General features: G+C 38.5%; 24 protein-coding genes. 13 read left to right on the top strand and 11 right to left on the bottom strand.

Annotation, left to right across the window (positions count from 1 at the left end):
* Positions 1–19: 19 nt before the first annotated feature.
* From G0Q07_RS13080 to G0Q07_RS13070, 3 genes are all read right to left on the bottom strand, one after another.
* Complete coding sequence (locus tag G0Q07_RS13080; RefSeq protein WP_163346681.1) at positions 20–619, bottom strand: aminotransferase class IV; 600 nt, start codon at positions 617–619, stop codon at positions 20–22.
* Between the two features lie 121 nt (positions 620–740).
* Positions 741–1,715, bottom strand: coding sequence for an aminodeoxychorismate synthase component I (locus tag G0Q07_RS13075; RefSeq protein ID WP_163346678.1), 975 nt, complete (start codon positions 1,713–1,715; stop codon positions 741–743).
* 157 nt (positions 1,716–1,872) lie between these two features.
* The gene (locus G0Q07_RS13070) at positions 1,873–2,151 is read right to left on the bottom strand and encodes a hypothetical protein (RefSeq protein WP_163346676.1); all 279 of its coding nucleotides are present in this window, start codon (positions 2,149–2,151) and stop codon (positions 1,873–1,875) included.
* A gap of 214 nt (positions 2,152–2,365) precedes the next feature.
* Between G0Q07_RS13070 and G0Q07_RS13065 the strand changes: the two genes are divergently transcribed.
* The 4 genes from G0Q07_RS13065 to G0Q07_RS13050 all read left to right on the top strand — a co-directional run bounded on the left by G0Q07_RS13065 (position 2,366) and on the right by G0Q07_RS13050 (position 6,721).
* Entirely contained in the window at positions 2,366–3,034 is a 669-nt protein-coding gene (locus tag G0Q07_RS13065) for a YggS family pyridoxal phosphate-dependent enzyme (protein ID WP_163346674.1), read from the top strand.
* A 95-nt stretch (positions 3,035–3,129) separates the two neighbouring features.
* On the top strand, positions 3,130–4,119 hold the full coding sequence (locus G0Q07_RS13060; RefSeq protein ID WP_163346666.1) for a dihydroorotate dehydrogenase-like protein: 990 nt from the start codon (positions 3,130–3,132) through the stop codon (positions 4,117–4,119).
* Between the two features lie 11 nt (positions 4,120–4,130).
* Positions 4,131–6,380: a PKD domain-containing protein gene (locus G0Q07_RS13055; RefSeq protein WP_163346664.1), complete on the top strand. Its 2,250-nt coding sequence runs from the start codon at positions 4,131–4,133 to the stop codon at positions 6,378–6,380.
* A gap of 164 nt (positions 6,381–6,544) precedes the next feature.
* A complete protein-coding gene (locus G0Q07_RS13050; RefSeq protein ID WP_163346655.1) occupies positions 6,545–6,721 on the top strand; it encodes a hypothetical protein in 177 nt (58 codons plus the stop codon).
* On the opposite strand, the gene G0Q07_RS13045 is transcribed toward G0Q07_RS13050, so the two are convergent.
* Genes G0Q07_RS13045 through G0Q07_RS13035 form a run of 3 tightly spaced genes read right to left on the bottom strand, consistent with a single transcriptional unit; the run spans position 6,710 to position 9,229 of the window.
* Entirely contained in the window at positions 6,710–7,684 is a 975-nt protein-coding gene (locus tag G0Q07_RS13045; protein WP_163346653.1) for a PorP/SprF family type IX secretion system membrane protein, read from the bottom strand. The two genes, G0Q07_RS13050 and G0Q07_RS13045, sit on opposite strands and share 12 nt — an antisense overlap.
* A 45-nt stretch (positions 7,685–7,729) precedes the next feature.
* Positions 7,730–8,710, bottom strand: coding sequence for a type IX secretion system membrane protein PorP/SprF (locus G0Q07_RS13040; RefSeq protein ID WP_163346651.1), 981 nt, complete (start codon positions 8,708–8,710; stop codon positions 7,730–7,732).
* 12 nt (positions 8,711–8,722) lie between these two features.
* Complete coding sequence (locus G0Q07_RS13035) at positions 8,723–9,229, bottom strand: hypothetical protein (protein WP_163346643.1); 507 nt, start codon at positions 9,227–9,229, stop codon at positions 8,723–8,725.
* 98 nt (positions 9,230–9,327) lie between these two features.
* Here G0Q07_RS13035 and G0Q07_RS13030 point away from each other — a divergent pair, with 98 nt between their 5' ends.
* Together G0Q07_RS13030 and G0Q07_RS13025 are read left to right on the top strand one after the other, a co-directional pair.
* A complete protein-coding gene (locus G0Q07_RS13030) occupies positions 9,328–10,698 on the top strand; it encodes an MATE family efflux transporter (protein WP_163346640.1) in 1,371 nt (456 codons plus the stop codon).
* Positions 10,682–11,092, top strand: coding sequence for a hypothetical protein (locus tag G0Q07_RS13025; protein WP_163346638.1), 411 nt, complete (start codon positions 10,682–10,684; stop codon positions 11,090–11,092). The genes G0Q07_RS13030 and G0Q07_RS13025 overlap by 17 nt, the downstream gene beginning before the upstream one ends.
* A gap of 156 nt (positions 11,093–11,248) precedes the next feature.
* Here G0Q07_RS13025 and uvrA read toward each other — a convergent pair whose 3' ends face one another.
* Positions 11,249–14,047 (bottom strand): excinuclease ABC subunit UvrA, encoded by a 2,799-nt coding sequence (uvrA, locus tag G0Q07_RS13020; RefSeq protein ID WP_163346636.1) that lies wholly within the window; start codon positions 14,045–14,047, stop codon positions 11,249–11,251.
* A gap of 161 nt (positions 14,048–14,208) precedes the next feature.
* Here uvrA and G0Q07_RS13015 point away from each other — a divergent pair, with 161 nt between their 5' ends.
* Complete coding sequence (locus tag G0Q07_RS13015; RefSeq protein ID WP_163346634.1) at positions 14,209–14,802, top strand: RNA polymerase sigma factor; 594 nt, start codon at positions 14,209–14,211, stop codon at positions 14,800–14,802.
* Positions 14,803–15,083: 281 nt separating this feature from the next.
* Here G0Q07_RS13015 and nhaA read toward each other — a convergent pair whose 3' ends face one another.
* A complete protein-coding gene (gene nhaA / locus G0Q07_RS13010; RefSeq protein WP_163346632.1) occupies positions 15,084–16,397 on the bottom strand; it encodes a Na+/H+ antiporter NhaA in 1,314 nt (437 codons plus the stop codon).
* A gap of 436 nt (positions 16,398–16,833) precedes the next feature.
* Here nhaA and G0Q07_RS13005 point away from each other — a divergent pair, with 436 nt between their 5' ends.
* The 6 genes from G0Q07_RS13005 (at position 16,834) to G0Q07_RS12980 (ending at position 23,506) form a co-directional block, all read left to right on the top strand.
* Positions 16,834–17,682, top strand: coding sequence for an SPFH domain-containing protein (locus G0Q07_RS13005; RefSeq protein ID WP_163346629.1), 849 nt, complete (start codon positions 16,834–16,836; stop codon positions 17,680–17,682).
* Positions 17,683–17,686: 4 nt separating this feature from the next.
* Positions 17,687–18,211, top strand: coding sequence for a hypothetical protein (locus G0Q07_RS13000; protein WP_163346627.1), 525 nt, complete (start codon positions 17,687–17,689; stop codon positions 18,209–18,211).
* A 1-nt stretch (position 18,212) separates the two neighbouring features.
* Positions 18,213–18,380: an Arc family DNA-binding protein gene (locus tag G0Q07_RS12995; RefSeq protein WP_163346625.1), complete on the top strand. Its 168-nt coding sequence runs from the start codon at positions 18,213–18,215 to the stop codon at positions 18,378–18,380.
* A 179-nt stretch (positions 18,381–18,559) separates the two neighbouring features.
* Positions 18,560–18,772 (top strand): zinc ribbon domain-containing protein, encoded by a 213-nt coding sequence (locus G0Q07_RS12990; RefSeq protein WP_163346623.1) that lies wholly within the window; start codon positions 18,560–18,562, stop codon positions 18,770–18,772.
* 295 nt (positions 18,773–19,067) lie between these two features.
* The gene (locus G0Q07_RS12985) at positions 19,068–20,720 is read left to right on the top strand and encodes a diphosphate--fructose-6-phosphate 1-phosphotransferase (protein WP_163346621.1); all 1,653 of its coding nucleotides are present in this window, start codon (positions 19,068–19,070) and stop codon (positions 20,718–20,720) included.
* Positions 20,721–21,049: 329 nt separating this feature from the next.
* Positions 21,050–23,506, top strand: coding sequence for a DUF5686 and carboxypeptidase-like regulatory domain-containing protein (locus G0Q07_RS12980; RefSeq protein ID WP_163346619.1), 2,457 nt, complete (start codon positions 21,050–21,052; stop codon positions 23,504–23,506).
* An 11-nt stretch (positions 23,507–23,517) separates the two neighbouring features.
* Here the strand turns inward: G0Q07_RS12980 and G0Q07_RS12975 are convergent, their stop codons facing one another.
* The 3 genes from G0Q07_RS12975 to G0Q07_RS12965 form a co-directional block, all read right to left on the bottom strand.
* Positions 23,518–24,579: a CNNM domain-containing protein gene (locus G0Q07_RS12975; RefSeq protein WP_163346617.1), complete on the bottom strand. Its 1,062-nt coding sequence runs from the start codon at positions 24,577–24,579 to the stop codon at positions 23,518–23,520.
* 380 nt (positions 24,580–24,959) lie between these two features.
* The gene (locus G0Q07_RS12970) at positions 24,960–26,135 is read right to left on the bottom strand and encodes a helix-turn-helix domain-containing protein (protein ID WP_163346615.1); all 1,176 of its coding nucleotides are present in this window, start codon (positions 26,133–26,135) and stop codon (positions 24,960–24,962) included.
* 233 nt (positions 26,136–26,368) lie between these two features.
* Positions 26,369–26,560: a cold-shock protein gene (locus tag G0Q07_RS12965; RefSeq protein ID WP_163346613.1), complete on the bottom strand. Its 192-nt coding sequence runs from the start codon at positions 26,558–26,560 to the stop codon at positions 26,369–26,371.
* Positions 26,561–26,696 lie beyond the last annotated feature (136 nt).

Below are 26,696 nucleotides of genomic sequence, written 5' to 3'. Positions count from 1 at the left end.
TTACAAAAGAAAAAATAGTTTAGTTATTTCTAATTCGCTGTACCGGCAAAACAGGCATATCCTCCATATCCTGCAGGGCGTTAATCAAACCAACTTTTTGGTAGTTGTGTAAATCGTTAACAGTGATGTGGCAAACTGCTATTTTGTTTTCGGCTAACAATCGTGCACGTTGTGTACCGGGTAGCAGGGGAGTGTCGGGTGTCCACCATTTTTCACCATCAAAAAAAATGGGATTGGCAGTAAAACTATCTGTTATACAATTGTTTTGTACAATTAGTATATCGTCGCAATCTCCACGCCGATCAAATAGTTGCTGAAGCTGTTTACGGTTGGTGTATTTATTTTGGTATTTAATGGTATTATCTCCAATCAATTTCAGGTTTTTAACGGGTCGGTATTCATGAGGTACAAATTCAATATTTTGGATACGCTCGGTATAAACCACCCGGCAGCGGAAAAGCCCCTTTGCACATTCTTCAGGAATTTTAATCAACTCTTCGAGCGTTAGCTGTGGCGCATTTGGGAAATATTTCATTCGGGCCAAATGGAAACGTGCCTGGTGATATTCCAGGTTATACAGTTTCCCGTCTTTACATTTTATGGTTTCAAGTAGTTGCATTTTTTAGCCACGAGCTTATAGCTGCGAGTTACAAGTTTTAGTCTTTTATTAAATAACAATATCGCTAACAATTTCTCAGTTTCACAATGTCACACAGTCTCAGAGCTCAACTTACTCTCCTTCAATCTTTCCTAAAAACCGGAATATAAACTTTCTTCACCAACTCCTCGTACTCGCTTTCAGCATCGCTTAAAAAGGTTATACCACCACCACTTTTGTAAACCAGCTGGTCATTCTGTTTCTCAAGATAGCGAATCAGTACACAGCTGTCGAGGTTTTGCCCGTCGAAATAGCCAAAAATACCGGTGTAAAAACCACGATCGTAATTTTCGGCAGCTTTAATAATTTCAACCGTTTTCTTTTTTGGTGCACCGCAAATCGAGCCGGCCGGCAGCATTTTAAAAATGATGTCGCCAATTTGTTCCGTATAATTTTTCGGCAAATCGCCGCTGATTTTCGAGCTCACCTGCCATAAATCGCGCTGATTGGTTTTTAGCCTTTCGAGGTAACGAAATTTGTCCACCGTAACATTATCAGCCACCAGGCTCAGATCGTTTCGAATCAGGTCAACAATCGTATTGTGTTCTGCCAGCTCTTTTGAGTCATTTAGTATTCGTTCTTTTGCATTTGGTAACGAAGCATCCATCGTCCCTTTCATGGGGTACGACGAAATTTTACCACCATCGATCTGCACGAAAATCTCGGGCGAAAAACATACAAACTGATCTTTAAGCAACACTTTGTAACGTGCTTCGCTGAGGTGAAAAATCTCCTCCGGTGAAAGGTTTGTTTTAACGGTTGTCGGCTGGGTGTAATTCAGTAAATACGTATCGCCGTTGTGAATATGCTGTTGCACGAGCTCATAACCCTTTTGATATTGATTAAACGAAACCGGCTCTGTTTCCCAATCAATTTTTTTATTGGTGGCTGCAATGGGTGTGAAATTCGATTGCTTGTTCGCCTGCCACAAAATTTTGTCGTTTTCATGGGGTTTAAAAAGTTGAAAGTTGGTTGTGTTGAAATCAATTACAAAAACAAAGGCTTCTTTTTTTCGCCCCAGTTCGTTCATTGCTGCTATCGTTTTCTTTCCCCTCATTTCGCCTGCAAAAGTATTAACCTCAGTTCAATATTAAAATATTTTCACCGGAACTCGTAATTTATTTTCACCGGAACTCTAATGTCTTTTTCAAGTACCCACAGATTTATTCAGTTAACTTCGGGGTTTGTTCGAAGAACCCGAAAGTTGATTCGAATTACTCTGCATACGTTTCAGAGAACCCGCGAGTAAGTTCGGAGGACTCGTTGGTTACTGCACATAACCCGCAAGGTTGTTCAGCGGACTCAGCGATCACTGCACAGAGCTCAAATGGTCGTTCAGCGGACTCCATAACCTTTGCATAGAACTCAGCGACCACTTCGGACGACTCAACAACCTTTGCATAGAACTCAGCGACCTCTTCAGAGGACTCGGGAAGTGGTTCGAACAACTCCACAAGCTCTGCATTGAACTCCGATGGCAATGCATTAATCATTTAATCAGTTACTTGTGGGATATTTTGCGCAACAGCTTCAAACTGAAATTCATGCTTAAAATGCGTTGTCAATAAAATCCGATGGCTTACAATGAAAGCTTCTGACTTTCAAAAAATAAAGCTGTTTCCCTGGTATTTTACTTCCAACTTTGAACCCCGATCATTGAAGGGTTTCCAACTTTATTTCTATTTTTACGTCAAATTCGTGCAAGGGATGGATATAGCGAAAAATATCAGAGAAATTACTGAAAAATTACCTAAAAATGTGCGCTTGGTAGCTGTTTCAAAAACAAAACCCAATGAGGATATTTTGGAAGCTTATAATGCCGGTCAACGAATTTTTGGCGAAAATAAAGTACAGGATTTAACCAAAAAATACGAAGAACTTCCGAACGATATTGAGTGGCATTTTATCGGCCATCCGCAAAGCAACAAGGTAAAATATATTGCGCCGTTTATTTCGCTGATTCATGGTGTTGATTCCGTTAAGCTGTTAAAAACCATTAATAAAGAGGCGATTAAAAACGATCGGGTAATCGATGTGTTGTTGCAGTTTCATATTGCGGAAGAAAGTACAAAATTTGGCTTGTCGCCCGATGAGGCTGATGAATTGCTAACTTCAGAAGCTTTTACGCAGCTAAAAAATGTACGGATTATCGGGGTGATGGGAATGGCCACTTACACCGATGATAAAGATCAGGTACGGAATGAATTTCGCGTGTTAAAAGGTATTTTTAATTCGCTGAAAAATAAATACTTTTCCGATTCCGAATTTTTTACCGAGATTTCGATGGGTATGTCGGGCGATTATCCGCTTGCTATTGAAGAGGGAAGCACACTTATTCGTGTGGGAAGTAAAATTTTTGGAGCACGAAATTATTAGAAAAACAGACAGATTTATTGAAATAAGAACAGCGTATAAAGCCACGGAATTATTTTCTAACTTGAACGCTGTACTGCAAACTATAAACTTTTATTATGGCAAATTTAGAGACTACATACCTCGGGCTGAAACTTAAAAACCCTTTGGTTGCAGCCAGTTCGGGACTAACCAGTTCGGTCGAAAAAATTAAAGAACTTGCCGATGCCGGTATTGGTGCTATTGTGCTGAAATCGATTTTCGAAGAACAAATAAATAACGAAGTAACCAGTATGCTTGCTAAAGACCAGCATAATGTGGATTATCCTGAAGCAGAAGATTATATTAAAAATTACCTGCGCGATAATACGGTTACCAAACATCTGGAACTGGTAAAAAAAGCAAAAGAAGCTGTTGATGTACCAATTATTGCCAGCGTAAATTGTGTGTCGTCGAAAGAATGGACCACTTTTGCTAAAGATTTTGAAGAAGCAGGTGCCGATGCCATCGAACTGAATATTTTTTATTTGCCAACCGATAGACATGAAAAGCCGGGAATGATCGAACAACTTTATCTCGATGTGCTTGAAAAAGTAAAAAAAGAGGTAAGTATTCCGGTGTCGGTTAAGTTTGGATTGAATCACAGCAATATTATTGGCATGGCCGACAAGCTAAAAGCAAATGGTGCTGCCGGAGTTGTTATGTTTAACCGTTTTTACGAGCCTGATATCAACCTTGATAAACTGGAGTTAGTGGCTTCAGAGATCTTTAGTTCTCCGTCTGATCTTCGTCGTTCGTTACGCTGGGTGGGTATTGTTTCATCGTCGGTTACCCGTTTAGATATTGCGGCGTCAACCGGAATTCATGATGGCGATGCGGTAATTAAACAATTGCTGGCAGGTGCTCAGGTTGCTCAACTTTGTTCTACATTGTATGTAAACGGCGCACAGGTTGTAAATGGTATGTTGGACGATTTAACAGCTTTTATGAAGAAGTGGAATTTTAAGTCGATCGACGATTTCAGAGGCCGACTTTCTTATAAAAATATCCCGGATCCAATGGTTTATGAGCGCTCGCAATTCATGAAATATTTCTCTAATAGAAAATAATCACGATTCTGATGATAGATATAAAACCGGTATTTCTTTGTTTGCTTTTATGGTTTCTGGGATGTACCGGTTTTGTTTTGGGGCAAAATGTTCCGGTAATTGAGAATACCGACACTGAACCGATTGTTTATTGCTCCGACTCGGTTTATGTAGCCCGTAATATTTCTTTGCAGAATATTCAGATTGATGCCGCAGATAAAGGAATGAAGGTATCGATTGTAAATTATGAACGAGATGAAGACAAGTTGGGTTACGAACCGGTTGCATCGTTAAATTACAATTGGAATAATTCGAAAGGAACGCTGGAAATTAGTGGTACTGCAACCGACGAGCAATATCAGGAAGCCATTTCAAAAGTATATTATTACAATGAGAGCGGAACACGCAGCGTTGGCTTTAGAGAGTTCGCAATTAGTTTGCTTGATGCCGACTATTTGCCGCACACAAAACATTTTTACCAATTTATATCTGACCGTGGTATCCGGTGGACAGAGGCCAAAACAGCAGCTGAAAATCGAACTTATTATGGCTTGCAGGGCTATTTGGCTACAATCCTTTACGGTGTAGAGAATGATTTTATTTATTCTAAAATTGATGGTGTTGGCTGGATTGGTGCCAATGATGCAAAAACACAGGGAGAGTGGATATGGGCTACAGGCCCCGAAGCAGGAACACAGTTCTGGCAGGGCACAAGTGGTGGAACCACTATTGGTGGAAATTATGCGAACTGGAATACCGGAGAACCCAACAATTTAAGAAAATCGTGGGGAGACTATGAAAACTATGCGCACATGGTGGTAGCTCCGGGAAGTAAGGCAAAATCATGGAACGATCTTTCGGATGAAGGCGATAGAAATGATCCCGATGGCTATTATTATCCGCAGGGTTATGTTGTTGAGTTTGGTGGCCTGGAAAACCTTGAGTTACAATTGTCGGCTACAGCATATATAGAAGTGCGTGAAAGCAAGCGTCCGGAGCTCGATTACACAAAAATTCAAACACTTTTTTGCGGTACAATGTCGGCTACTGTTGATCTTATTTTTCTGGATTCTAACCCGTTAGTTGAACTAACACCACTGGATGCCGATGCAACAGTCGACGATGGTTTAACTTTAAAACCAACAATTTCTGTACCCGATTATGGCAAATATTATTTTCAATTAAATACCATTGATCAGGCAAGTTGTCCATATTCCGATACAGTGATGTTTGAGTTTCACAACCAGCCGGAAGCAATTTTTGACCTCGATTCCAACGAGTGTTATGGCTACAATCTTCAGCTGTCGTATATTGGCGAAATCGTTGAAGAGACCGAATTTACCTGGTACTATAATGATGCAGAATTCGATTCGGGAATTGGTTTAGACAGTATTACCCTTCCGTTGGGATTTGAAAATATTGATCGTTCCGTGGCATTAAAAGTAAACGAGCAAGGCTGTATCGATACATCTTCGCCGCAGGAAGTTAAAGTGAAACCTAATATCATTGTTTCGGTTGAGAATCCGGAGGGATGTTCCCCCATAACAGCTGAATTTACTGCCACAACAAATAAACCTGCGGAGACGTACCTCTGGGATTTTAATGATGGAAATACGACTACCGATCAAAGTCCAATACATACATTTCTTAATCCGGATGATGTACGAAAAACATTCGATATAAGCCTTACCGTTATCGATTTGAATGGATGCGAAAATACCGCTGTTTATGATACTTTGGTAAAAGTGTATCCTGTTCCTGCTGCTGGGTTTGATTTTTATCCGGAAGAAGTATTAATTACCAATCCACAGGTAAATTTTACAAATACCTCTCATGCCGCCTCCTTGTATTTCTGGGATTTTGGCGACAGCACTTTTACGGATGAAAAAGACCCGATACACCGCTACAGTGCAATGGGGATTTATAATGTGTCACTCGAAGTTGGTAACAATTTTGATTGTACCGATACGATTGTAAAACAGCTGAGTATTGCTTTTGATAAATTGAATCCGCCAACTGTTTTCTCGCCCAATGCTCCTAACACTGAAGATCAGGAATTCAGGTTGTACGCAGAAGGCGTATTAAATGAAGGATACAACTTAATGATTTTTAATCGTTGGGGTGAAGTTGTTTTCGAGTCGAACAGTCAGGAAAATGGCTGGGACGGCAAAATGGGAAATGGAAAATTTGCTCCTTCCGGAGTGTATACCTGGGTACTGGAATACAATGATTTCAGGGGCGAACTACATAAACAAAAAGGAAATGTAACCTTGTTGTTCTGATACAATCGATTGCACTAAAATGTGTTAAAATAATTGATTTCTAAACGGTTTATTAGTATCTTTTATCTTCATCAAATCGTATAACAAACTGTTGATCCAAAAAATAGTTTTTAATCTTTTTGGGTTCGATTTGAAAATGTAAATTGATCTGTAAAAACTAAGAAATGATGATCCGAGATTTTAAATTCAGTTCCTATTCCAAGGAAGAATATCGGGTATACAAGAATTATCCGGTAATGAAAAAGAAAAACAATTTTCATACAGAAGAGCATTTTGTTGTTCCGTGGGAGTTAGACCACGACATGGAAAAATACAGTGGTAAAGCTAAATCATGGGAATAAGAAGCTTGTTCCTGATTTTATCTTCACCTTTAGCGCCAATAAAAAGGTAAGTGATAATTCATGCGACCCGTAGCTGTAATTGGAAAGCTTTGACAGGGTGTAGTCGAAACTATATCCGAACTGAAATTTCTCTCGTGCAAAGCCAACTAAAGCAATTATTGCATCCGGGCGTGTATCGATGTTATTCCTGAACCAAGCTCCAAACAAAAAAGATTTTTCGATCATATAAATTCCAAGATTAAGCTGTTTGAAAGAACCCTGTTGCTGGTAAAGTATATTTGGCGATAGCGTAAAGCGCCTCGAAAGTAAAGCGTGGTGAAATCGGTGTAAGCGTGTACCGGCATGCACTGTTATTTTCATAGGTACTTTTCCTTTATTGTCGCCCTCTTGGATCGATTCGTCTGGTGTGGTTAAATGATAGAGACTGGCTCCCCAAAACACTTCGCGATGTTGCCCAACTGCCCCAATTGCAAAGTCGGGGTAGGTTTTGTTACCTTCATAAAGGTTGGCAAGGTCCGAGCCGGAAATAACTCCTGATAGCTGATCAATCTCTGAAGGGAAGATTAACCCGTTTGTATCGAATTGTTTTCTTACAAATCCTGCATTTAAGCCCAGTGTCAAAAAACTTTCTAATCCCAGTTGCAGATGGTAAGAATAAGCGAATGTTGCTGAACTTGTTGTAATTATATTATTGGGTTCACGGTCGTGATAAGCTTGAAATCCAATACCTGCATTTCGCTTTGTCAAAAGGAAATCATAAGAAAGGGCGTAAGTGGTAAACGAATTACCTTTTTGCGGCCACTGGTTCCTGTAATTAACCACCATTCTTGGCAATTCTGTAGTGCCTGCAAAAGCAGGGTTCAGGTGAAGCGGATTAGCAAAAAATTGTGAGTATCCGGGATCCTGAGCAAAAACGGCACACGGAAATAGTAGGAGAGCAAGTAAGAGCCTTTTGAAGTTCATTAAGTTTATCCCGGTTTAAATGAGGCGCCAATTTACAAAATCAAATTAGTTTTTGCGGGGTGCCCAGGGGTTATTTTTTGAATTATTGGTAGGCGGAACAACAATGTTTAATGATAGTTCGCACAGAAAGCCGGGATGGTCAGAAATACCCGGTATTCCCATTCCGGCATTGAGGTTAAAGCGCATAAAATTATGTTGGTATCCAATTGTTCCACCCAAGGTGTGGATATTGTTTGTATAGTCGTTCTGAACAAAAAATCCCCATGTTTTATCGGTGTGTTCCGAGAGTAACTGCAACCGGCTAAAAACATATTCTTCGTGATAGAAAACCACAAGTTCCGGCGACAAGCGGAAGGGCCGCGAATAGAGGTCTCGAATTCGTTGATCAATTTTTTTTGAGATGTAAAGCGTAAGGCTTGCAGGAGTTGCCGATTCCTGCGGCTCAATGGCATCGGTGGCAATTTCTACCCGATATGGCATGGCTGCGGTTAACCCAAGTTGCATGTTGTTGTTTGTCCATAAAAAACCTATTTGAGGTTTTAAAATCGAGTACCTGAGAAATGTCTTTCCCGGAAGACTCGAAACATCATTCTCATCGGTAATTACCTGGTCGAGAAAGGCAACTGTCCATTGTTTTGTTGCCGCAACAATATTTGTACCCACTGAGAAAAGTATCTTCCCATTGTTTGTTTTTATAGGGAATCCGGAATACGAAAAACCAAACGATGTGGTATTTATGTTTCGTTCGCTTATCATTCCCTGGCTAAAATTCAGGGCTACACCTCCTTTTAACTTATCGGACCAGGAGTCCCACGACGCATAAAAACGGTTGTAGGTTTGTTCGCTGTTTACAAAATAATATTGATTACCGGTGTGATACGAATTATTCTTGTTTAGTCCGGCCAGCGAAGGATTTATTTCTACCCGGTTGCCAAATGGCAGAAGGTAAGTTTCTGATTGCGCACCACTATACAATCCTGAAAATAACAGGATAAAACAAAGTAATATTTTGGGTGCAATGCGCAATGTCGGTGACGGTCAGGTGGATGATTTTAATAACTCTTCCAACATGTAGGCTCGTTTTTCGTCGGCAACTTTTAACGCGGCAGCCATTTTTAACTTTATTGGCTTCATCACCTCTGGCGAAGGAAAATGCTCCATGTTATCGATTACAGTGAATGCTTCAAAAGCGGTTTCCCAGTTTTCATTTATCACGATGTCAACAAAGACTTCAATGTTAGCCGAAAAATCAAGTCCGTTTTGCCAGCAAACAGTAGTTATGTTTTTGCGTATTGGCTGATAGCGATCTTCTTGCAGAGCATTAATAAATACCGGAATCGTCTCTTTATCTTTTATTGTTCCCAGCAATTTCTGAATCTCTTGTTCAACTTCAGTTTCACAGCCGGCAACCATTAATTCAAATAAAATGGGCAAATAATCTTTATTTCCACTTTCTTTTAATTTGTTAAGTGCGTCAAGCACCTTGGTTTTATCAGCCGAAAAAAGCTGGGTTCTAATTGTCTGGTTAATTTTTGTCTTGTTCATATTTAATCTTTCAGAGCCTGCAAATTTAAGGTATAAAATACGCCAAAACAAAGTAGTGGTGTAAATGTTTTCGCATATTATTTACCTTTGCGCTCTTCATGAAGAACATTGACGAATTACGTGAGGCCCATGTTGGGCGTCTGATGCTCAAATATTTTATCCCGGCATTTATTGGCGTTTTTGTAAATGCCTTGTACAATATTGTCGATAGGATCTTTATTGGACAAGGCGTTGGAGCAGAAGCATTGTCGGGTATTTCGGTAATTTTTCCGGTAATGCTAATTATGATGGGTTTTGGTATGCTCATTGGGATTGGCAGCAGTGTTTATGTATCCATAAATCTCGGGAAAAAAGACATGGAGAGAGCTGAACAAACACTTGGGACTAGTTTTATTCTCATGATCTTGGCCTCGGTGCTGATTATGGTTGTTACCTATTCGCTGAAAGTGCCAATTTTACGTTCTTTTGGTTCTACTGAAGAAACTTTTCAATATGCGAACGATTACCTTGATATAATTTTGGGCGGAGTTGTTTTTATGGTCATTGGTTTTTCATTGAACAACGTAATTCGCTCCGAAGGAAATGCCCGTGTAGCAATGATTTCAATGCTAATAAGTTCGGTAACCAATATAATTCTCGATCCTATTTTTATTTTTGGTCTCGACATGGGGGTAAAAGGTGCGGCTTACGCAACTGTTATTTCAATGTTTGTTTTAATGCTGTGGGTGCTGCATCATTTTATTAAAAGTAAGCGGGCAGTGATAAGACTTCGGGTAAAACATTTAAAAGTTAACTGGGGAATTACGCTTGAAATTTTGGCAATTGGCATGGCGCCTTTTTCAATGCAAATTGCCGGAAGCTTTGTGCAGGGCTTATTAAATAAAAAGCTGATTGATTTTGGTGGCGATCTGGCTGTTGGTGCAATGGGAATTATTAATTCGGTTCTAACACTGGTAATTATGGCTATTGTTGCCTTAAATATGGCTTCGCAACCGATTATTGGTTTTAATTACGGGGCAAAATCGGTTCAGCGAATAAAAGATACCCTGAAAATTACGCTTATTGCAGCTACACTTATTGCTGTTGTTTCTTATGCTTTAATCGAGGCTTTTCCCGGTTATATTATTAAGGTTTTTAATAACGATAGCGAAGTGCTGTACAATATTGCTACCCGCGGATTACGTTTGGTTGTTCTTGCCTTGCCTGTGGTTGGGTTTCAAGTGGTGGCTTCCAATTTCTTTCAGGCAATTGGTAAAGCCGGGCTGTCTATCTTTGCAACAATTTTCCGACAGGTGATCATGTTAATACCGCTTATTTATATATTACCTCAGTTTCTTGATATTGACGGGATTTGGATTAGCTACCCGGTGGCAGATATAATGTCGGCCCTTGTGGTGGGATTTATTCTTTACCGCGAGTGGAAACGACTACCTTTAATTGTTGAAAACAGCGATGAAGAAAAAAGCTAAACTGATTATACTGCTGAGCATTCTGGGGCTTGCTTTTTATTGCCTTTTTGTGCAGCCCGAATTATTAGGAATTAATATCTCGAAATCCCTGAATTTTCCATTGGGAAGCTTAATTGCATGGCTTGGGATTGTTGCTTATGTAATATTCTTTCAGTTAATTATGGTACCACTATCAAAATCAGATTTATTTAGAATTGAAAAAGTTATAAGAAGCAGTCAATTCACGCTTGCATTGCTTTGGTTGCCGGTATCTTTGGCTTTATCGGGCAATATGGCTTTTACTTTTCAGAATGCACCGCATGCCTTTAAATTTTGGGTTATTTATACGCTGGTTATTCTGGTACTTCCATTGGTTCTGTTTATTCTAAAACTTTTTGGCAAGAAAGTAAACTAACAAAACCTGATGATTTATTGGCCTGTTGTCTATTTTTCTACGTATTGCCGGTGGTGTTGATAAATTGATCTGTAAATGGGTAATTGTTTGTTGTGTAACTATTTAAATAGTGAGTGATTTTAATAGCTGGAAGCCGCCTGTTGAGGCGGCTCTTTTTTATAACTTCTCTTTTAAAGCTTCCCCTGTATACGAACCTTCAATTTTTACCAATTCTTCCGGTGTACCCTCAAAAACAAGGGTTCCTCCTTTGTCGCCACCTTCCGGCCCGAGATCGATAACCCAGTCGGCTGATTTAATTACATCCATGTTGTGCTCGATGATAAGAATGGAATGACCACGCGAAATCAGCGCATTAAACGAATCGAGCAGTTTGCGGATATCGTGGAAATGCAGTCCCGTGGTAGGTTCGTCGAAAATAAACAGGGTAGGCGAATCTTTTTCTTTGGCGAGGAAAGAGGCCAGTTTTACACGCTGACTTTCACCTCCCGAAAGTGTGCTCGATGCCTGTCCCAGTTTTATATAGCCCAACCCAACATCCTGCAATGGTTGCAGACGTTTGGTAATTTTCTTTTCAGTCGAAGTTTTTCCTTGTTTAAACAGCTCAATGGCTGCATTTACTGTGAGGTTCAGAATGTCGTCAATATTCAGGTCGTTATATTTTACATCTAAAATATCCTCTTTAAAACGTTTCCCACCACAGCTTTCACAAATCAGATACACATCGGCCAAAAACTGCATTTCAACTTTAATCGTTCCTTCACCCTGGCATTCGTCGCAACGGCCACCATCAACATTAAATGAAAAGTGCGATGGCTTTAAACCCTGTATTTTTGATGCCTGTTGATCCGAGAATAATCTTCTGATCTCATCATAGGCTTTCAGGTAGGTGACAGGGTTTGATCGTGATGATTTTCCAATCGGATTTTGATCAATAAATTCTATTGCTTTAATCATTTTGTAATCACCTAAAATCGCATCGTGATGACCGGTTTTTTCACCATATTCGCCCAATATTTTTGTGAGTGCAGGGGTGAGGATTTTCGATATTAACGATGATTTTCCGGAACCACTAACTCCGGTAATAACAGTTAATGTATTCAGCGGAAATTTAACCGAAATATTTTTCAGGTTATTTTCGCGTGCCCCAACAACCTCAATAGCATTGGTCCACTTTCTTCGCTGTTTAGGAACCGGTATATTTTCAATTCCTGTTAGGTATTTTGTGGTCAGACTTTTCGGGTTTTTTACCAGATCCGTATGCGTTCCCTGAAAAACGACTTCTCCACCGTGTTGTCCGGCCATCGGACCAATATCAATTACTTCGTCGGCCGCACGAATGATTTCTTCGTCGTGCTCAACCACAAGCACTGTGTTGCCAATTTTTTGCAGTCGACGTAATACTTTTAAGAGTTTTTCAGTGTCTCTCGAATGAAGTCCGATACTGGGTTCATCCAAAATATAAAGCGAGCCCACCAAGCTGCTTCCCAGCGAGGTTGCCAGGTTTATTCGCTGCGATTCACCACCTGATAAGGTGGACGACAATCGGTTAAGTCTGAGGTAGCCCAAACCGACATCGTTTAAAAACTCAAGGCGGTTATTAATCTCGATAAGGATACGTTTTGCAACATCTCTTTCATAATCGCTTAAATTTATTTGAAGAAAGAATTCCTTAAGTTCGGAAACAGGCATTAAAACAATTTCCTGAAGCGATTTTCCTGAAACTTTTACGTAGCCAGCTTCTTTTTTCAAGCGGCTACCTTTACACTCGGGGCATACCGTTTTTCCGCGGTAACGCGATAACATTACACGGTATTGTATCTTGTAACTTCCTTCTTCAAGGTGTTTGAAAAACTGGTTTAAACCTTCGAAGTATTTATTTCCGGTCCATATCAGGAATTTCTGTTCTTCGCTAAGCTCATAAAATGGCTTGTGAATTGGGAAGTTGAATTTATCGGCAGAATAGATCAACTCGTTTTTCCATTGGCTCATTTTTTCGCCTTTCCAACAGGCAATGGCATCCTGGTAAATCGATAGCGACTTATTCGGAATAACAAGGTCTTCATCAATACCAATAACTTTCCCGTATCCTTCGCAAGTAGGGCAGGCTCCAACCGGGTTGTTAAAACTAAACATATGAACCGTTGGCTCTTCAAATTCAATTCCGTCGGCCTCAAAACGGTTCGAGAAGTTTTTTGACTCCGTACCTCCTTTTTGATATATCTTAACCAAACATTCTCCGTGTCCTTCGTAAAAAGCGGTTTGAACCGAATCGGCCAGTCTGCTTTGCGTGTCTTCGTCGTGTTTCACTGCAGCACGATCGATAACCAGGTTGCAACTGCCATTACAAAAGTCTTCTGTTTCCGACTTTACTAATTCGTCAATACGTTTAATCTCGTCGTTGGTCTCGATACGCGAAAATCCTTGTTGCATCAGCAACTCAACCTCTTGCAGAATCGTCCGTCCGTTTTTTGTTTGCAACGGCGCTACAATAATCAGGCGGGTTCCTTCATCAAAACTGTTGATGTAGTCAACAACATCGGTTACACTGTTTCTCGAAACTGCATGTCCGGAAACCGGAGAAATGGTTTGACCGATACGTGCGTAAAGCAGTTTTAGGTAATCGTAAATTTCGGTTGATGTTCCAACTGTTGAACGTGGATTTCGTGTGTTTACCTTTTGTTCGATAGCAATTGCTGGCGGAATCCCGTTAATAAAATCAACTTCGGGTTTATTTATACGTCCAAGAAACTGTCGCGCATACGACGACAGGCTTTCAACATAGCGGCGCTGGCCTTCTGCAAAAAGTGTGTCGAAAGCCAGCGACGACTTCCCGGAACCGGAAACACCGGTTACTACGATGAATTTATTTCGAGTTATTTTTAAGCTAATATTTTTCAGATTATGAACTCTAGCGTTCTGAATCTCAATGTATTTAGCATTTTTTCTATTCGACATAATTTTGTATGAAATTCGATAAAATGTTAGAAAAACTTGCTTTTGTCGGTAAAATGTTTCATTTTTGAACGGTACAAAATTAGAATAATAGTTTTACTTCACTAAAAAATGAACGCCTATAGATAAACTTTACTTTTTGTTTACACATAAAATAGAAGGTAATGTTCAGACTCGATAAACTGAACGATAATGAACTCGTTCAACGATTTATTCAAGGCGATCACGAATCTCTTGAGATATTAATAGTTAGACATAAAAGCAGGATATATTCGTATATTTTGTTGATTGTCAAGAATCAGGACTTAGCGGAAGATATCTTTCAGGATACTTTCATTAAAGTCATACGCTCTTTAAAACGGGGCAAGTATGTCGAAAATGGAAAATTTGTTTCCTGGGTACTTCGTATAGCGCATAATCTCATCATTGACCACTTCAGAAAAGAGAAGTTGCAGGGTACGATTTCCAACGACAGTTCGGATGTCGATATTTTCAATTCTCAAAAATTTTCGGAAGAAACCATCGAAGACCAAATGGTTTATTCGCAAATTCTGAATGAAGTAAAGCATCTTGTAAAAGAGTTGCCCGAAGACCAGCAGCAGGTAATTTATATGCGGCACTACATGGGGCTTAGTTTTAAGGAAATTGCAGAGCAAACTGATGTTAGTATTAATACCGCTTTAGGCAGAATGCGATACGCTTTAATTAACCTGAGAAAACTGGTTGATGAGAAAAAATTAAATCTTACATCTTTTTAACTATTGTTAACACAATAATAGGGGAGGTAGAGGCGTTTTTAAAGAAATATTAAATATGCCTATGGTGAACTACTCTACTTTATTTTATTGTGTGAATAAAATTCAAAACAATTTTGAAAAAGAAACATCAAAGATGGATTACGGACCTTCGGGACAGACCATCAAGAACATCCTGGATTTTGCACGGTCGTACGACACAGTGGAAACAGAAAGTACAGGATATGTAGAAATGAATCTGAATTAAAACAAGAAAAAGTATCAGATTAAAAAAAATCCTTCGGCTAGCTAGCTGAAGGATTTTTTTTGTTGGATGAAACTCGTAGCAGTATATAGCCTAATAATCCCGCTACAAATGATCCGAGTAAAATTCCCATTTTGGCTGAATTGATAAGAATTTCGTCAGTAAATGCCAGGTTATTAATAAATAAAGACATTGTAAAACCTAGTCCACCAAGAAAGGATACTCCGGCCAGACTTGTGAAATTTACATTCTTCGGGAGTTCTGAAATTTTAAACTTTATTGCCAGGAAGGAAACCAGAAATATTCCCACAAATTTTCCAATTATCAGGCTAAGTCCAATGTTACTTGCCAGAGCAGTATTGGTATCGCCCGAAAAACTAAACACTACTCCGGCATTTGCAAAAGCAAATAATGGTAGAATAATAAAAGCTACCCAGCCGTGCAAACGGTGTTCAAGAAACTGTATGGGGGAAGCTGTTTTTTCGGTAAGCTCTTCCATCTCGTCGATGGCATCTAATTGATTGTGGTTCAGAATTGTTTTGTCTTCCTCTGGCTTCTCACATTCCTTTCGGAAGTCGTTTAAGATCTCTTTTGCTTTGTCGTAAAACGTACTGGTTTTAATATGTCGACGAAGAGGAATTGTAAGAGCCATTAATACTCCGGCAATTGTGGAGTGAATTCCGGATTTCAGGAACAGTACCCAAACTACAAGACCGGCAATAAAAAAGAAATATTTAGAATAAAGTTTAAAACGTGTGAGAATCAGTAGAAAGAGAACAATGGCTAATCCAATTGCTATGTTGGCCCAAATTAATTTCGAGCTGTAAAAGAAAGCAATCACTAACACAGCTCCCAAATCATCGATAATTGCAAAAGCCATTAAAAACACTTTTAAACCCACCGGTACGCGCTTGCCCAGCAAGGTTAAAATACCAAGTGAAAATGCGATATCGGTAGCCATGGGAATCCCCCATCCTTCCATTCCTGCATTTCCTTTATTTAAGGTTGCAAACAGGAGAGCTGGAAAAACCATACCTCCAAAGGCTGCTATAATGGGCAACGAAGCTTTTTTAATATCGCTTAATTCTCCGATTAAAATCTCGCGTTTTATTTCGAGCCCAATTAGAAAAAAGAAAATAGCCATTAACCCATCGTTTATCCATTTCAATATTGGTTTTGAAAGTTCAAATCCCGGAACGCTAATGGTTACGTAATTTTTCCAGAATCCCAAAAATGTTTCGCTTAAACCTGAGTTTGCAAGAATTAAAGCCGCAATGGAAGCCGCAAATAAAATTATACTACTTGATGTTTCAAGCTTTATAAAACGGTTAATTGGTTCTTTTATAAAATTCATCTTGATGATTTTTTTAATGGAACGTAAAGCCCATTTGTTTGTTTAATTCCTATCCGGAAATTTTAAATATAATATTTCAGTCGACAGCAAAATAAGAAAAAGTGATGTTTCTGTAGTTTTTAGCCTGAACTATTCACAAAATATTAATAATACGAATAAGGTTAGCCTGCCTGACACTGGCGGTGAAGGTAATCTTTCGAAGGAAAATTACCTGAATCATAGGCGCAGACGCGAGACAGGAATAACTCTTGAATCAATAGGGGTGATTACGATGAAATTCCTGCTTTTATAATTGAAAGCATCAGAGAATATAAAAGTAACCTCAAATTTCTTCAATGATATGATTTAAAACACAATTTTAGTATTGATTTATATAAATCAATGCAATATCTTTGTGATATCAAAATAATATCAATAAAACTAAATAATTAATGTCATGGAAAAACAACATTCAGCTTTATCGGGTTACATGTTCCTGTTTTTGGAACTCATTGTTCTTGTACTTATCATTTTCGGTTTTATGCGGGGTATGACTGTTCCGGCAATTGTATTAATTCCTGTGTTTATACTTGTTGCCGTAGGTTTTACTGTGGTGGATCCAAACCAAAGTTGTGTAATGGTTTTATTTGGTGCCTATAAAGGTACAATTAAGACTAACGGGTTTTATTGGGTTAATCCATTTTATGTTCGGAAGAAGATCTCGCTTCGTGCACGTAACTTCGACAGCGAGCCCATTAAGGTGAACGATAAACTCGGTAACCCGATAATGATTGGTCTGGTGCTGGTTTGGAAGGTTGAAGAAACCTTCAGAGCAGCTTTTGGCGTAGATGAATTCGAACATTTTGTGGTGGTACAAAGTGAGGCCGCCTTGCGTAAACTTGCCGGTATGTATCCGTATGATAACATTGAGGACGAAAATGCAAAGGTTACACTCAGAGATGGTACTGAGGAAGTAAACGAAAAGCTTGAAGCCGAAATTATTGAACGTCTCGAGATTGCAGGTATTCATGTAATTGAAGCAAGGATTAACCACATTGCCTATGCGCAGGAAATTGCGCAGGCCATGTTGAAGCGCCAGCAAGCTACCGCTATTGTTGCAGCCCGTTTCAAAATTGTTGAGGGAGCCGTAAGTATGGTGGAAATGGCTCTGGACGAGCTTAACCAGAAAGGTATTGTTGAACTGGATGAGGATAAAAAGGCAACCATGGTAAGCAATTTATTGGTTGTATTGTGTGGCGATAAAGACGCAACACCTGTGGTAAATACCGGAACACTTTATCAATAAAGCAATGAAAAAACTTCTTTTTAAAGAAGAGCAAGAGTTTGATAAAAGGTGGTTATGGGTTTTGGCGATTGTAACGGTATCGGCCGCTGCGATTCCATTTATTCGGGGAGTATATTTCCTGTCGGTGGGAAATGCACCTGATGATAATCCAACAAGCACCGCAGGATTGATTATATCAGGTGTAACGGTTTTTATAATGACGGTCATTTTTATACTGCTATTTCGGGCAAAACTGAAGGTAAAAATTACAGCAGATAAACTTTCGGTTTGTTTTCCTCCACTTATTCGAAAATGGAGAGCTATTAAACCGGGAGAAATTAAAAAGTATGAATTACGGAAATATCATCCGAATAGAGAATACGGAGGGCGCGGTATAAAACGCCGTTTAAGAAAAGGTAGTGCATGGACTGTGAGTGGGCGAATCGGGCTTCAATTGTATATGAAGAACGGGAAAAGGTTTTTAATTGGAACTCAAAAACAGCAGGCCCTGGAATATGCCATGCAAAAATTGATGGAAAAGGAGAATTAGAATGGCGAAGAAGAAATCGTTTGTATTGCGCGTGAGTCCGGAAATGATGGAATCCATTGAAAAATGGGCAGCCGATGATTTCAGGAGTATGAACGGGCAGATTGAATGGATACTACATAAGGCTTTAAAAGATGCAAAACGTTTAAAGAAAAATTCAGAAAATGGGTAGGTACGATCATTTAAAGATAAAAAAGGAAAAGAAAAGCAGTAAGCTGAAAAAAGTACAGAAAATTATAGTTGTATTTCTTATTGCGATGGCTATTGCCGGTTTTATTCTACAAGTCGTAATGCAATCAAAATAATGATACTTATTATCTGAAAATTATTTAAAGCAAAAAACAGAATACAATGAAAAAACATTTTAGTTGTCCTAAATGCAGTAGCTGGGAGTACGAAGAAGATTCAATCAGAACCACCGGATCAGGATTTACACGGTTTTTCGATATCCAAAATCGCAAGTTCATAACTATTTCATGTAAACGATGTGGCTATACCGAATTGTATAAGGCGGGAAGAGGTAGCACTGCCGGTAGTATTCTCGATTTCCTTACATCGTCGTAAACAACCATTTTTTTATTTCAATGAAGAAACCTGTTCCTTAATAATAAGGAGCAGGTTTTTTTGTATTTGGAGCTTTTATTCCCAAAAACGAGTAGTAAGTGGCTATTGCCTTTTAACTTTACTTTAAATCACTTCATCCTGTTTTTTCAACATAGGATTTCATCACAAATTCCCTTATTTTTGGTCTCCTTAAAAAGTTAGAAATCAATAATTAATAATTACTGAAACCGGTTAAACCTGGTTAACGTTTTGTTTTGGAGGATCATTTTATCTTCCAACTAAAAAATAAACAGACATGAGTATTAGCGCATTACAAAAAGAAAGGGCTAAATATCAGCCTAAACTACCTAAATCGTTGAGAGGCGACGTAAAATTGGTTGAAGGTGAAAAAACCGAATCGGTTGCCGACCAAAAAGAAATTGCCGAATTGTTTCCAAATACCTACGGAATGCCGTTAGTAAGTTTCGAAGCAACCGATACAGCTGCCGAAAGACAGCCTGTAAATGTTGGTGTAATTCTTTCAGGTGGTCAGGCTCCGGGCGGACACAATGTGATCTCCGGAATTTTTGATGGTATTAAAAATATCCATACTGAGAGCAAATTGTACGGATTTTTAGGTGGTCCTGGCGGATTGGTTGATCATAAATACATTGAACTTACTTCTGATATTATTGATGAGTACCGTAATACAGGTGGTTTCGATATCATTGGTTCAGGGCGTACAAAACTGGAAGAAGAAGCTCAATTTGATAAAGGTTTGGAAATTGCAAAAGACCTTGGATTGAATGCGCTTGTGATTATTGGTGGCGACGACTCAAACACAAACGCCTGTGTATTAGCCGAATATTATGCTGAAATTAATGCAGGTGTTCAGGTAATTGGTTGTCCGAAAACAATTGATGGTGACCTGAAAAACGAAATGATTGAAACTTCTTTTGGTTTCGACACGGCTACAAAAGTATATTCAGAGCTAATTGGTAATATCCAGCGTGACGCCAATTCAGCCAAAAAATACTGGCACTTTATTAAACTGATGGGACGTTCGGCGTCGCACATTGGCTTAGAGTGTGCGTTGAAAACTCAACCGAACATCACTTTAATTTCGGAAGAAGTTGCGGAGAAGAAACAAACTTTGGGCGAAGTAGTAGATTATATGGCCTGTATTGTTGCTAACCGTGCAAACGATGGAAATAACTTCGGTGTTGCCCTAATTCCTGAAGGTTTGATTGAGTTTATTCCTGAAATGAAAGTACTGATCACGGAATTGAACGACCTGCTTGCTGAAGGAACGGATACGGAGAAAGAATTCAAAATGCTGAAGAAAAGTCACCGTAACGAGTGGGTAGCTGGTCAGTTGAGTGAAACTTCTTCCGGTGTATTCAGTTTATTGCCATCAGGTATTGCAACTCAGCTTACTTTAGATCGCGATCCACACGGAAACGTTCAGGTATCCTTAATCGAAACAGAAAAGCTACTTGGTGAAATGGTAAAAACTCGTTTGGATGAAATGAAAGAAGTAGGTGAGTTTACCGGAAAATTCGGAACACAGTATCACTTCTTTGGTTACGAAGGACGTTGTGCAGCTCCATCAAACTTTGATGCCGACTATTGTTATTCATTAGGTTACACTGCTTCTGTACTTATTTCAGAAGGCAAAACCGGTTATATGGCATCGGTTCGTAACACAACTTCTGCTGCCGACCAGTGGATTGCCGGTGGTGTACCTGTAACCATGATGATGAACATGGAAAAACGTCACGGTCATATGAAACCGGTAATTCAAAAGGCATTGGTTGAATTGGATGGCGCTCCTTTCAAATTCTTCGTTTCAAAACGTGGTGAGTGGGCAACCGGAACTGAATTTGTTTATCCTGGTCCGATCCAGTATTTCGGCCCAACCGAAGTTTGCGACCAAACAACAGAAACATTAAAATTAGAGCAAGCGTAAATAGCTGCTTTAAAGTACGATATCTTAAAAACCTCTCTGAATTGTTCAGGGAGGTTTTTTTAATACGTAACTTTAATCAACAAAAGGGTTTTAGAGCGGTTCTTAATAAAAGTTAAAATGTGGTACGATTTTTTGCAATAATAAATTTTAGAATAGTGATCTTAATTACTTTCGTTTAGTATTTAAATATGTAAAATCGCCACGAAAACAATTAGCTTGAATAAGTAGGAATATTTATTTAAGAAAAGAAAACATAGTGAATTGATTCTCATCGCATTAGCTGTTCAGTAATATGAAAGTATGATAGATGAGGCAATTGCTTATTTATTATGGGAAACAATATCAGATTAACAATACTTCTTTTACTCTCCGTATTTGTATCGCATGCAGCGGATAAAGCCACCGAAATATCGGGAACGGTATACGATAAGGAAACTAATGAGCCCATTCCCTTTGTAAATGTTTGGGTAAAAGGTACCACGCTAGGAACGATAACCGATATAGAAGGACATTTTATTTTGTCGGCAACGATCGACGCCGATATCAGTTTCTCATCTGTAGGATATAAAAAACAAGAAATTAAACTAACGCCTCAATTGTCAATTCCGCTTGAGATTTATTTAATACCCGATGTTCAGCAGATTGGTGAGATAAAAGTAAAACCCGAGGAATCGCGTGCAAAAGTTCTGTTCCGTAAAATACTGGAACATAAAAAGGAAAACCGCGATAAGGTTGAAAATTATAATGATTACAAAACCTTCGATCGGACATCAGTTTACATGGCCATCGATTCTACATCGAAGGTGAATCGAATTATTCCGAATATGAACGAAGTTACCATGAAATTGGATGATCGGGACATTCGGTTTTCGCCAATTTACATGGCAGAATTGGGTACGTTAACCAGAAATACAAAAGATAGTATCGTTTACAACAAGAAGGACGGTATTTTCCCCAAGCTGAACCAAACCATTGAAAGTTTGATTTTGCTAAATGTGGTTATCGATCTTGATTTTTATAAAGACCAGATTAATATTTTAGGACGAGGAATAATCTCTCCCTTAAGTAATTCAGCGCGTTTACACTACGATCTTTATTTAAACGACAGCACTTTTATTGATAGCGTTTGGCATTATAACTTCTCGTTTACACCAAAAAATAAATTCAATCCATTGTTTACCGGACGATTTACCGTAGAGGGCAAAAATTTTGCACTTACAAGTATTTACGCCTATGTGCAGGAAGAAGCCAATATTAACTTTGTAAATGGTTACCGTTCCAACGTACAATACCGAAAAGACGAAGATGGAACATGGTTTTACGATAATCAACAGATTAGTTTGAATTTATCCCTGATGCTGAATAAAGATACGGTGTCGAGATATGGCTCACAGCGAATCGATCAGATTTCGAGCGGAAACTGGATGGTGAATAAAATTACACAGTATTCTACTTCAAATCATCTGGATGAAATAAGAGGATACAACTGGAGGTCGCAACCCGAGTTTTCGGCCAGCCTGATGTCGGACGGTACCTACGAGCGTGTTGATAAGTTAAAGGAAAACCAGTTTGTGAGAGGAATTGATGCCATTGGAGGAATGGTGCTCACCAGTTACATCGACATGGGAAAAATTGAGCTGGGGCCGGTATTCGATATATACAGTACTAACGCTATTGAGGGGCAGCGATTTTCTTTACCTTTCCGTACCGGTGAAAAAATGTGGCAACGGTTTACTGTTGGAGGATTTTTAGGTTATGGAACTCGTAACAAAGAATTAAAATATGGTCTGAATTTTGGCTGGCAATTAACGCCGGATGATAAGTTTATTCTATATGGTAATTATTCCGATGATTATAACCTGGTCTCGCAGGATAAATACCTGAGATTTATTAAGAAAAACCCAAACACCAGGGGAAATGGAAACTTTATTGCTGCACTTACTTCGCGTGAGGAGAATCCATATTTACAACAAGAGAAAAAGGGGCGTGTAAACATAGAATATAATACCGATAATGTTATTCTGGAAGGAGGAGCTTATTTCTCGTCCAATTATAGTACGCCATCAATTCATTATGTGAACGATGGGGTAGATTATAAACATTATTCGGCTTATGGGGCGCTGTTTAATGCAAGATTGGCATTTGGGCAGTATTACGACCAGTATTATTTTATGCGTGTTTATTATATCGATCAAACCCCTGTTATTAATCTAAGTTGGGATATTGGTCAGGCTTCTGTGCCGGGTGATAATACGCCCGATTTTGGTATGTATTCGCATTTTCATGGTTCTGTGGTTGGTAAAGTAAACTGGGGACCCACATTTATGCGCTACATGGTTAACGGAGGCTACTTGTTTGGCGATGCGCCTTACGACTTATTGGATATGCCTGTAGGTTCGCAATCGCTCGGATTTGCCAAGTACCGCTTTAATTTGCTCCATCAGGCATCTTTTGCACACAACGTATACACCAATGTACACGTCGATTGGGTAGGTGGAGGAATTATTCTGAATAAATTTCCACTGATAAGAAGGTTGAAACTGCGGGAAATGGTATCGTTAAAAGCACATTACGGAGACAGAACAAGCTCGTACAAACCAATATTTGACCTTCCAACAGCATATTCGCAAGATTTAACGGCACCTTATGCCGAACTTGGTGTGGGAATAACAAATATTTTTAAAGTATTGCGTGTTGAGTATATTCATCAGTTAGGCAGCACATATAGAAACAGAAGTTTTACTGATAACAGCGGAATACGATTCAGGGCAGAAATGAGTTTTTAAAGGAAAATATTCTACTTCGGACCTTTTGCTCTTTTCCATCGTTCGCGCGCCAGTTTTTGCAAGTCAGCTACTTTGTCCGATTCATCAACAATTTCAAGTCCGAATAGCGTTTCAATCACATCTTCCATGGTAACAAGGCCCACAATGGTACCGAAATTGTCGGCCACCATAGTCATATGTTGTTTTTCCAGGATAAGTTTATCGAGTAATCCGGCAACCGAAAGATTATCGTCAACAAAGATTATTTTTCTACGGATTTCTACTGCTTGTCGACTATGTTTATCGGCTGCAATATTTTCCAAAATAGCATCTTTTAAAATAAACCCCGTAATGTTATCAGAGTTTTCGCTGTAAACAGGTATACGCGAGAATTGGAAGGGATTGTAAGTGGTGAATATCTCTCCCAGCTTTTGGTTTTCATCAAGGGTGAACACAACGCTGCGAGGCGTCATTATATCTTTTACCTCCATGTTCTCCAGGCGTAACAGGTTTTGTATTATAGATTTCTCCTCCTTGTCAATTGCGCCGCTTCTTAGACCCGCATCAGCCATGGCAGCAACATCGGCTCTGTTTAATACACTTTTTTCACCTTCTTTTTTTATGAGATGCGTAACCCATTTGCTTAACCATACAAACGGAGCAAGTACAATCATCAGCCCTTTTAACCAGCGAACAGTAAACGGTGTTAATTGTTTCCAGTACGTTGCTCCAATGGTTTTGGGTATAATCTCTGATAGTATTAGTATGGCCAGAGTCATTAATCCCGCTATGACCGATTCGTAAGTAGCTTCAAAAAGAAACAGGTTGATATTTGCACTTCCGAAGAGTTTGCCGGCCTGAATCCCAACTCCTATGGCTCCAACCGTATGGGCGATAGTATTTAGGGTTAAAATTGCTGATAAAGGACGGTCGATATCCTCTTTTAATCGCCCTAGCCTTTTACCCAATCTTGGACTCTCCATTTGCATGCGGCTGACATACGATGGCGTTACACTGAGAATAACAGCCTCCCAAACCGAACATAAAAACGAAAAGATAATTGAAATGAAAAAGAATATTAATAATATCGTCATATCCTGCATATACAAACTATGTTTATACGAAAATAAATAAATAATCCTGAAAATTCTTCTTGGGGTGAAATCTCTTGCATTGTATATTAAAAAAAAGAAAATATATGAATAGTATTTAACTATTATGTGGATGTTTTAAATATGCCGGATAGATATTGAGATAACTAATATTAGCGAGCGATATTAAATAAGAAATCCGTTCTTTATTAAAAAAAACGGATTTCGAGGGAAACTTTTAGGAAGGAGAATACACTGTGTGAACAGAGTAAATTCGCTTTCATGCCGTAAATGTAATTACAATGATTTTATTAATAGTTCGGGATTATAAAGATGGACAAATAATTGTGAATTTAAAGTACGAACTTATAATTTGGGTATTGTTAATGTTTTGATCTATTGATGTTTCTCCGAAATTGGGCAGGGGTGGTGCCGGTTGCTTTTTTGAAGGCTTGGTAAAAAGTAGTTTTTGAGTTAAAACCTGCTTCAAAACCAATTGCAGAAAACGTTAGCGATTCATTTGCCGGATCTTCGATCAATGCGATTGCTTTTTTTACCCGATAACTATTTATAAATTCATAAAAGTTCTGATGAAACGATTCGTTAAGTACCTGTGATATTTGATGAGTACTAATCTTTGTTTGTTTGGCCAGGTCTTTAATACGTATCTGGGATTCCAAATAGGGCTCGTGCGTTTCCATGTATTCCTGAATTTTAACTTTAAGAGTTGAGGACTGCTCTGGAGTAAGATTTGAATTGGCATATTTTATAGGATGGATAAGGCTTTGGCCCTCCTCCAGTAGAATCTTTTGCCAACCTTTTCGTATTTCTTTTGAGTTTTTTAATGATGTTCTTGCATCATAACCTATTAGCAACAAAATAATTAGCTGAACAATATCATATGCATTATACAATTCTAAACTTAGCGGCAATTTGTAATAAGAGAGAAAGACTGATATCAGTTCCATGGCATAAATGGCCATACAAAGTTTTATCAATAACTGGGTTAACTGAAAATCCTTTTTCTGAATATCAGAATATAATGTTTTGATTTTCTCCGTATAGTTCCTGAATCGTTTTAAAGCTAGCGCCAGAAAGGTGAAAGTTATACCCACCAGAAATATCCATTCCCATACGAAATTCTCAACGTCAGCTTCGAGATTACCAAAATTTTGATACTCCACAATTTTATCATCGGCACTTAAGGTGTATGTGGGTAAGTAGGTAAGTAAACTTATTATAAATGGTGCAAGAAAGAAAATATCGGATTTTGCTATTTTAAAACGTTGGTATTCCTGGCTTCTTGCATAAAGATAGATTGCTGGGCCAACCAATAAATTGAGTGGTTCATTTACATACAGAAAGTGTGGTGTTTGAAGAATTAGTCCGGTCTGTAGCAAAAGTTCCGCGTAGCAGTCTATCATTACTACCAGAACATAAATAGCTAAAGGAAAATACCATTTAAGTTTCGTGCTTACTTTTAGTAAAAATACCAATAGCACAAAACCAAAACTAATCTCAACAAGTTGTATGAGATTCCATATTGTAATGTTGGGCATTCAATCGATTTTATTAACGTTATAAAGTTACCAAAATAGATTTTACTTTAATGTAATTGAAAGATAAAAGTTATTTATACTTTTTTCATGTCACATAAAGCAATTGTCTATAAATGTTAATATTGGGGTAAAATTGATTAATAAAGAAGGAGGAGTTTAAGAGCCATTACATTAAAAAAGACAAAAAAAAAGTCCGGTTAAAAACCGAACTTTTCATCAAAGCAATATAATAACTATACTAGTTTTACATTTACTGCATTCAAACCTTTTTTTCCTTCTTCAAGGTCATAGGTTACTTCGTCATTTTCTTGAATTTCATCTTTACATCCACTTACATGAACGAAATACTCTTTTGTTGATTCTGCGTCTTTAATAAAACCAAATCCCTTGGTGTCGTTAAAGAATTTTACTGTTCCTTTATTCATCTTGTTATTAAAAATTTATTGGGTGCAAGCTAATACATTTTTTTTTAAATATGAAGTGGTTGAATGCATAATCAAAAAAAATGTATGATTTAACACTAAAAATTTAAAAAACGGAGGCTATTATTCATTGTTTACT

Origin of the sequence: Draconibacterium halophilum, assembly GCF_010448835.1 — a bacterium.
In the GTDB taxonomy this organism is placed as follows: domain Bacteria; phylum Bacteroidota; class Bacteroidia; order Bacteroidales; family Prolixibacteraceae; genus Draconibacterium; species Draconibacterium halophilum.
Note: the sequence above shows the minus strand (reverse complement) of the source record. Positions and strands in the feature narration are given on the sequence as shown.

What these genes read in the sequence shown, in the direction of transcription:
- G0Q07_RS13060 (WP_163346666.1), top strand. Translation starts at nt 3,130, where the DNA reads ATGGCAAATTTAGAGACTACATACCTCGGGCTGAAACTTAAAAACCCT.
- G0Q07_RS12975 (WP_163346617.1), bottom strand. Translation starts at nt 24,579, where the DNA reads ATGACGATATTATTAATATTCTTTTTCATTTCAATTATCTTTTCGTTT.
- G0Q07_RS13025 (WP_163346638.1), top strand. Translation starts at nt 10,682, where the DNA reads ATGAAGAAAAAAGCTAAACTGATTATACTGCTGAGCATTCTGGGGCTT.
- G0Q07_RS13035 (WP_163346643.1), bottom strand. Translation starts at nt 9,229, where the DNA reads ATGAACAAGACAAAAATTAACCAGACAATTAGAACCCAGCTTTTTTCG.
- G0Q07_RS13050 (WP_163346655.1), top strand. Translation starts at nt 6,545, where the DNA reads ATGATGATCCGAGATTTTAAATTCAGTTCCTATTCCAAGGAAGAATAT.
- nhaA (WP_163346632.1), bottom strand. Translation starts at nt 16,397, where the DNA reads ATGAATTTTATAAAAGAACCAATTAACCGTTTTATAAAGCTTGAAACA.
- G0Q07_RS12970 (WP_163346615.1), bottom strand. Translation starts at nt 26,135, where the DNA reads ATGCCCAACATTACAATATGGAATCTCATACAACTTGTTGAGATTAGT.
- G0Q07_RS13030 (WP_163346640.1), top strand. Translation starts at nt 9,328, where the DNA reads ATGAAGAACATTGACGAATTACGTGAGGCCCATGTTGGGCGTCTGATG.
- G0Q07_RS12965 (WP_163346613.1), bottom strand. Translation starts at nt 26,560, where the DNA reads ATGAATAAAGGAACAGTAAAATTCTTTAACGACACCAAGGGATTTGGT.
- G0Q07_RS12995 (WP_163346625.1), top strand. Translation starts at nt 18,213, where the DNA reads ATGGCGAAGAAGAAATCGTTTGTATTGCGCGTGAGTCCGGAAATGATG.
- G0Q07_RS13075 (WP_163346678.1), bottom strand. Translation starts at nt 1,715, where the DNA reads ATGAGGGGAAAGAAAACGATAGCAGCAATGAACGAACTGGGGCGAAAA.
- G0Q07_RS13065 (WP_163346674.1), top strand. Translation starts at nt 2,366, where the DNA reads ATGGATATAGCGAAAAATATCAGAGAAATTACTGAAAAATTACCTAAA.
- G0Q07_RS13045 (WP_163346653.1), bottom strand. Translation starts at nt 7,684, where the DNA reads ATGAACTTCAAAAGGCTCTTACTTGCTCTCCTACTATTTCCGTGTGCC.
- G0Q07_RS13015 (WP_163346634.1), top strand. Translation starts at nt 14,209, where the DNA reads ATGTTCAGACTCGATAAACTGAACGATAATGAACTCGTTCAACGATTT.
- G0Q07_RS12980 (WP_163346619.1), top strand. Translation starts at nt 21,050, where the DNA reads ATGGGAAACAATATCAGATTAACAATACTTCTTTTACTCTCCGTATTT.
- uvrA (WP_163346636.1), bottom strand. Translation starts at nt 14,047, where the DNA reads ATGTCGAATAGAAAAAATGCTAAATACATTGAGATTCAGAACGCTAGA.
- G0Q07_RS13005 (WP_163346629.1), top strand. Translation starts at nt 16,834, where the DNA reads ATGGAAAAACAACATTCAGCTTTATCGGGTTACATGTTCCTGTTTTTG.
- G0Q07_RS13055 (WP_163346664.1), top strand. Translation starts at nt 4,131, where the DNA reads ATGATAGATATAAAACCGGTATTTCTTTGTTTGCTTTTATGGTTTCTG.
- G0Q07_RS12990 (WP_163346623.1), top strand. Translation starts at nt 18,560, where the DNA reads ATGAAAAAACATTTTAGTTGTCCTAAATGCAGTAGCTGGGAGTACGAA.
- G0Q07_RS13000 (WP_163346627.1), top strand. Translation starts at nt 17,687, where the DNA reads ATGAAAAAACTTCTTTTTAAAGAAGAGCAAGAGTTTGATAAAAGGTGG.
- G0Q07_RS12985 (WP_163346621.1), top strand. Translation starts at nt 19,068, where the DNA reads ATGAGTATTAGCGCATTACAAAAAGAAAGGGCTAAATATCAGCCTAAA.
- G0Q07_RS13080 (WP_163346681.1), bottom strand. Translation starts at nt 619, where the DNA reads ATGCAACTACTTGAAACCATAAAATGTAAAGACGGGAAACTGTATAAC.
- G0Q07_RS13070 (WP_163346676.1), bottom strand. Translation starts at nt 2,151, where the DNA reads ATGATTAATGCATTGCCATCGGAGTTCAATGCAGAGCTTGTGGAGTTG.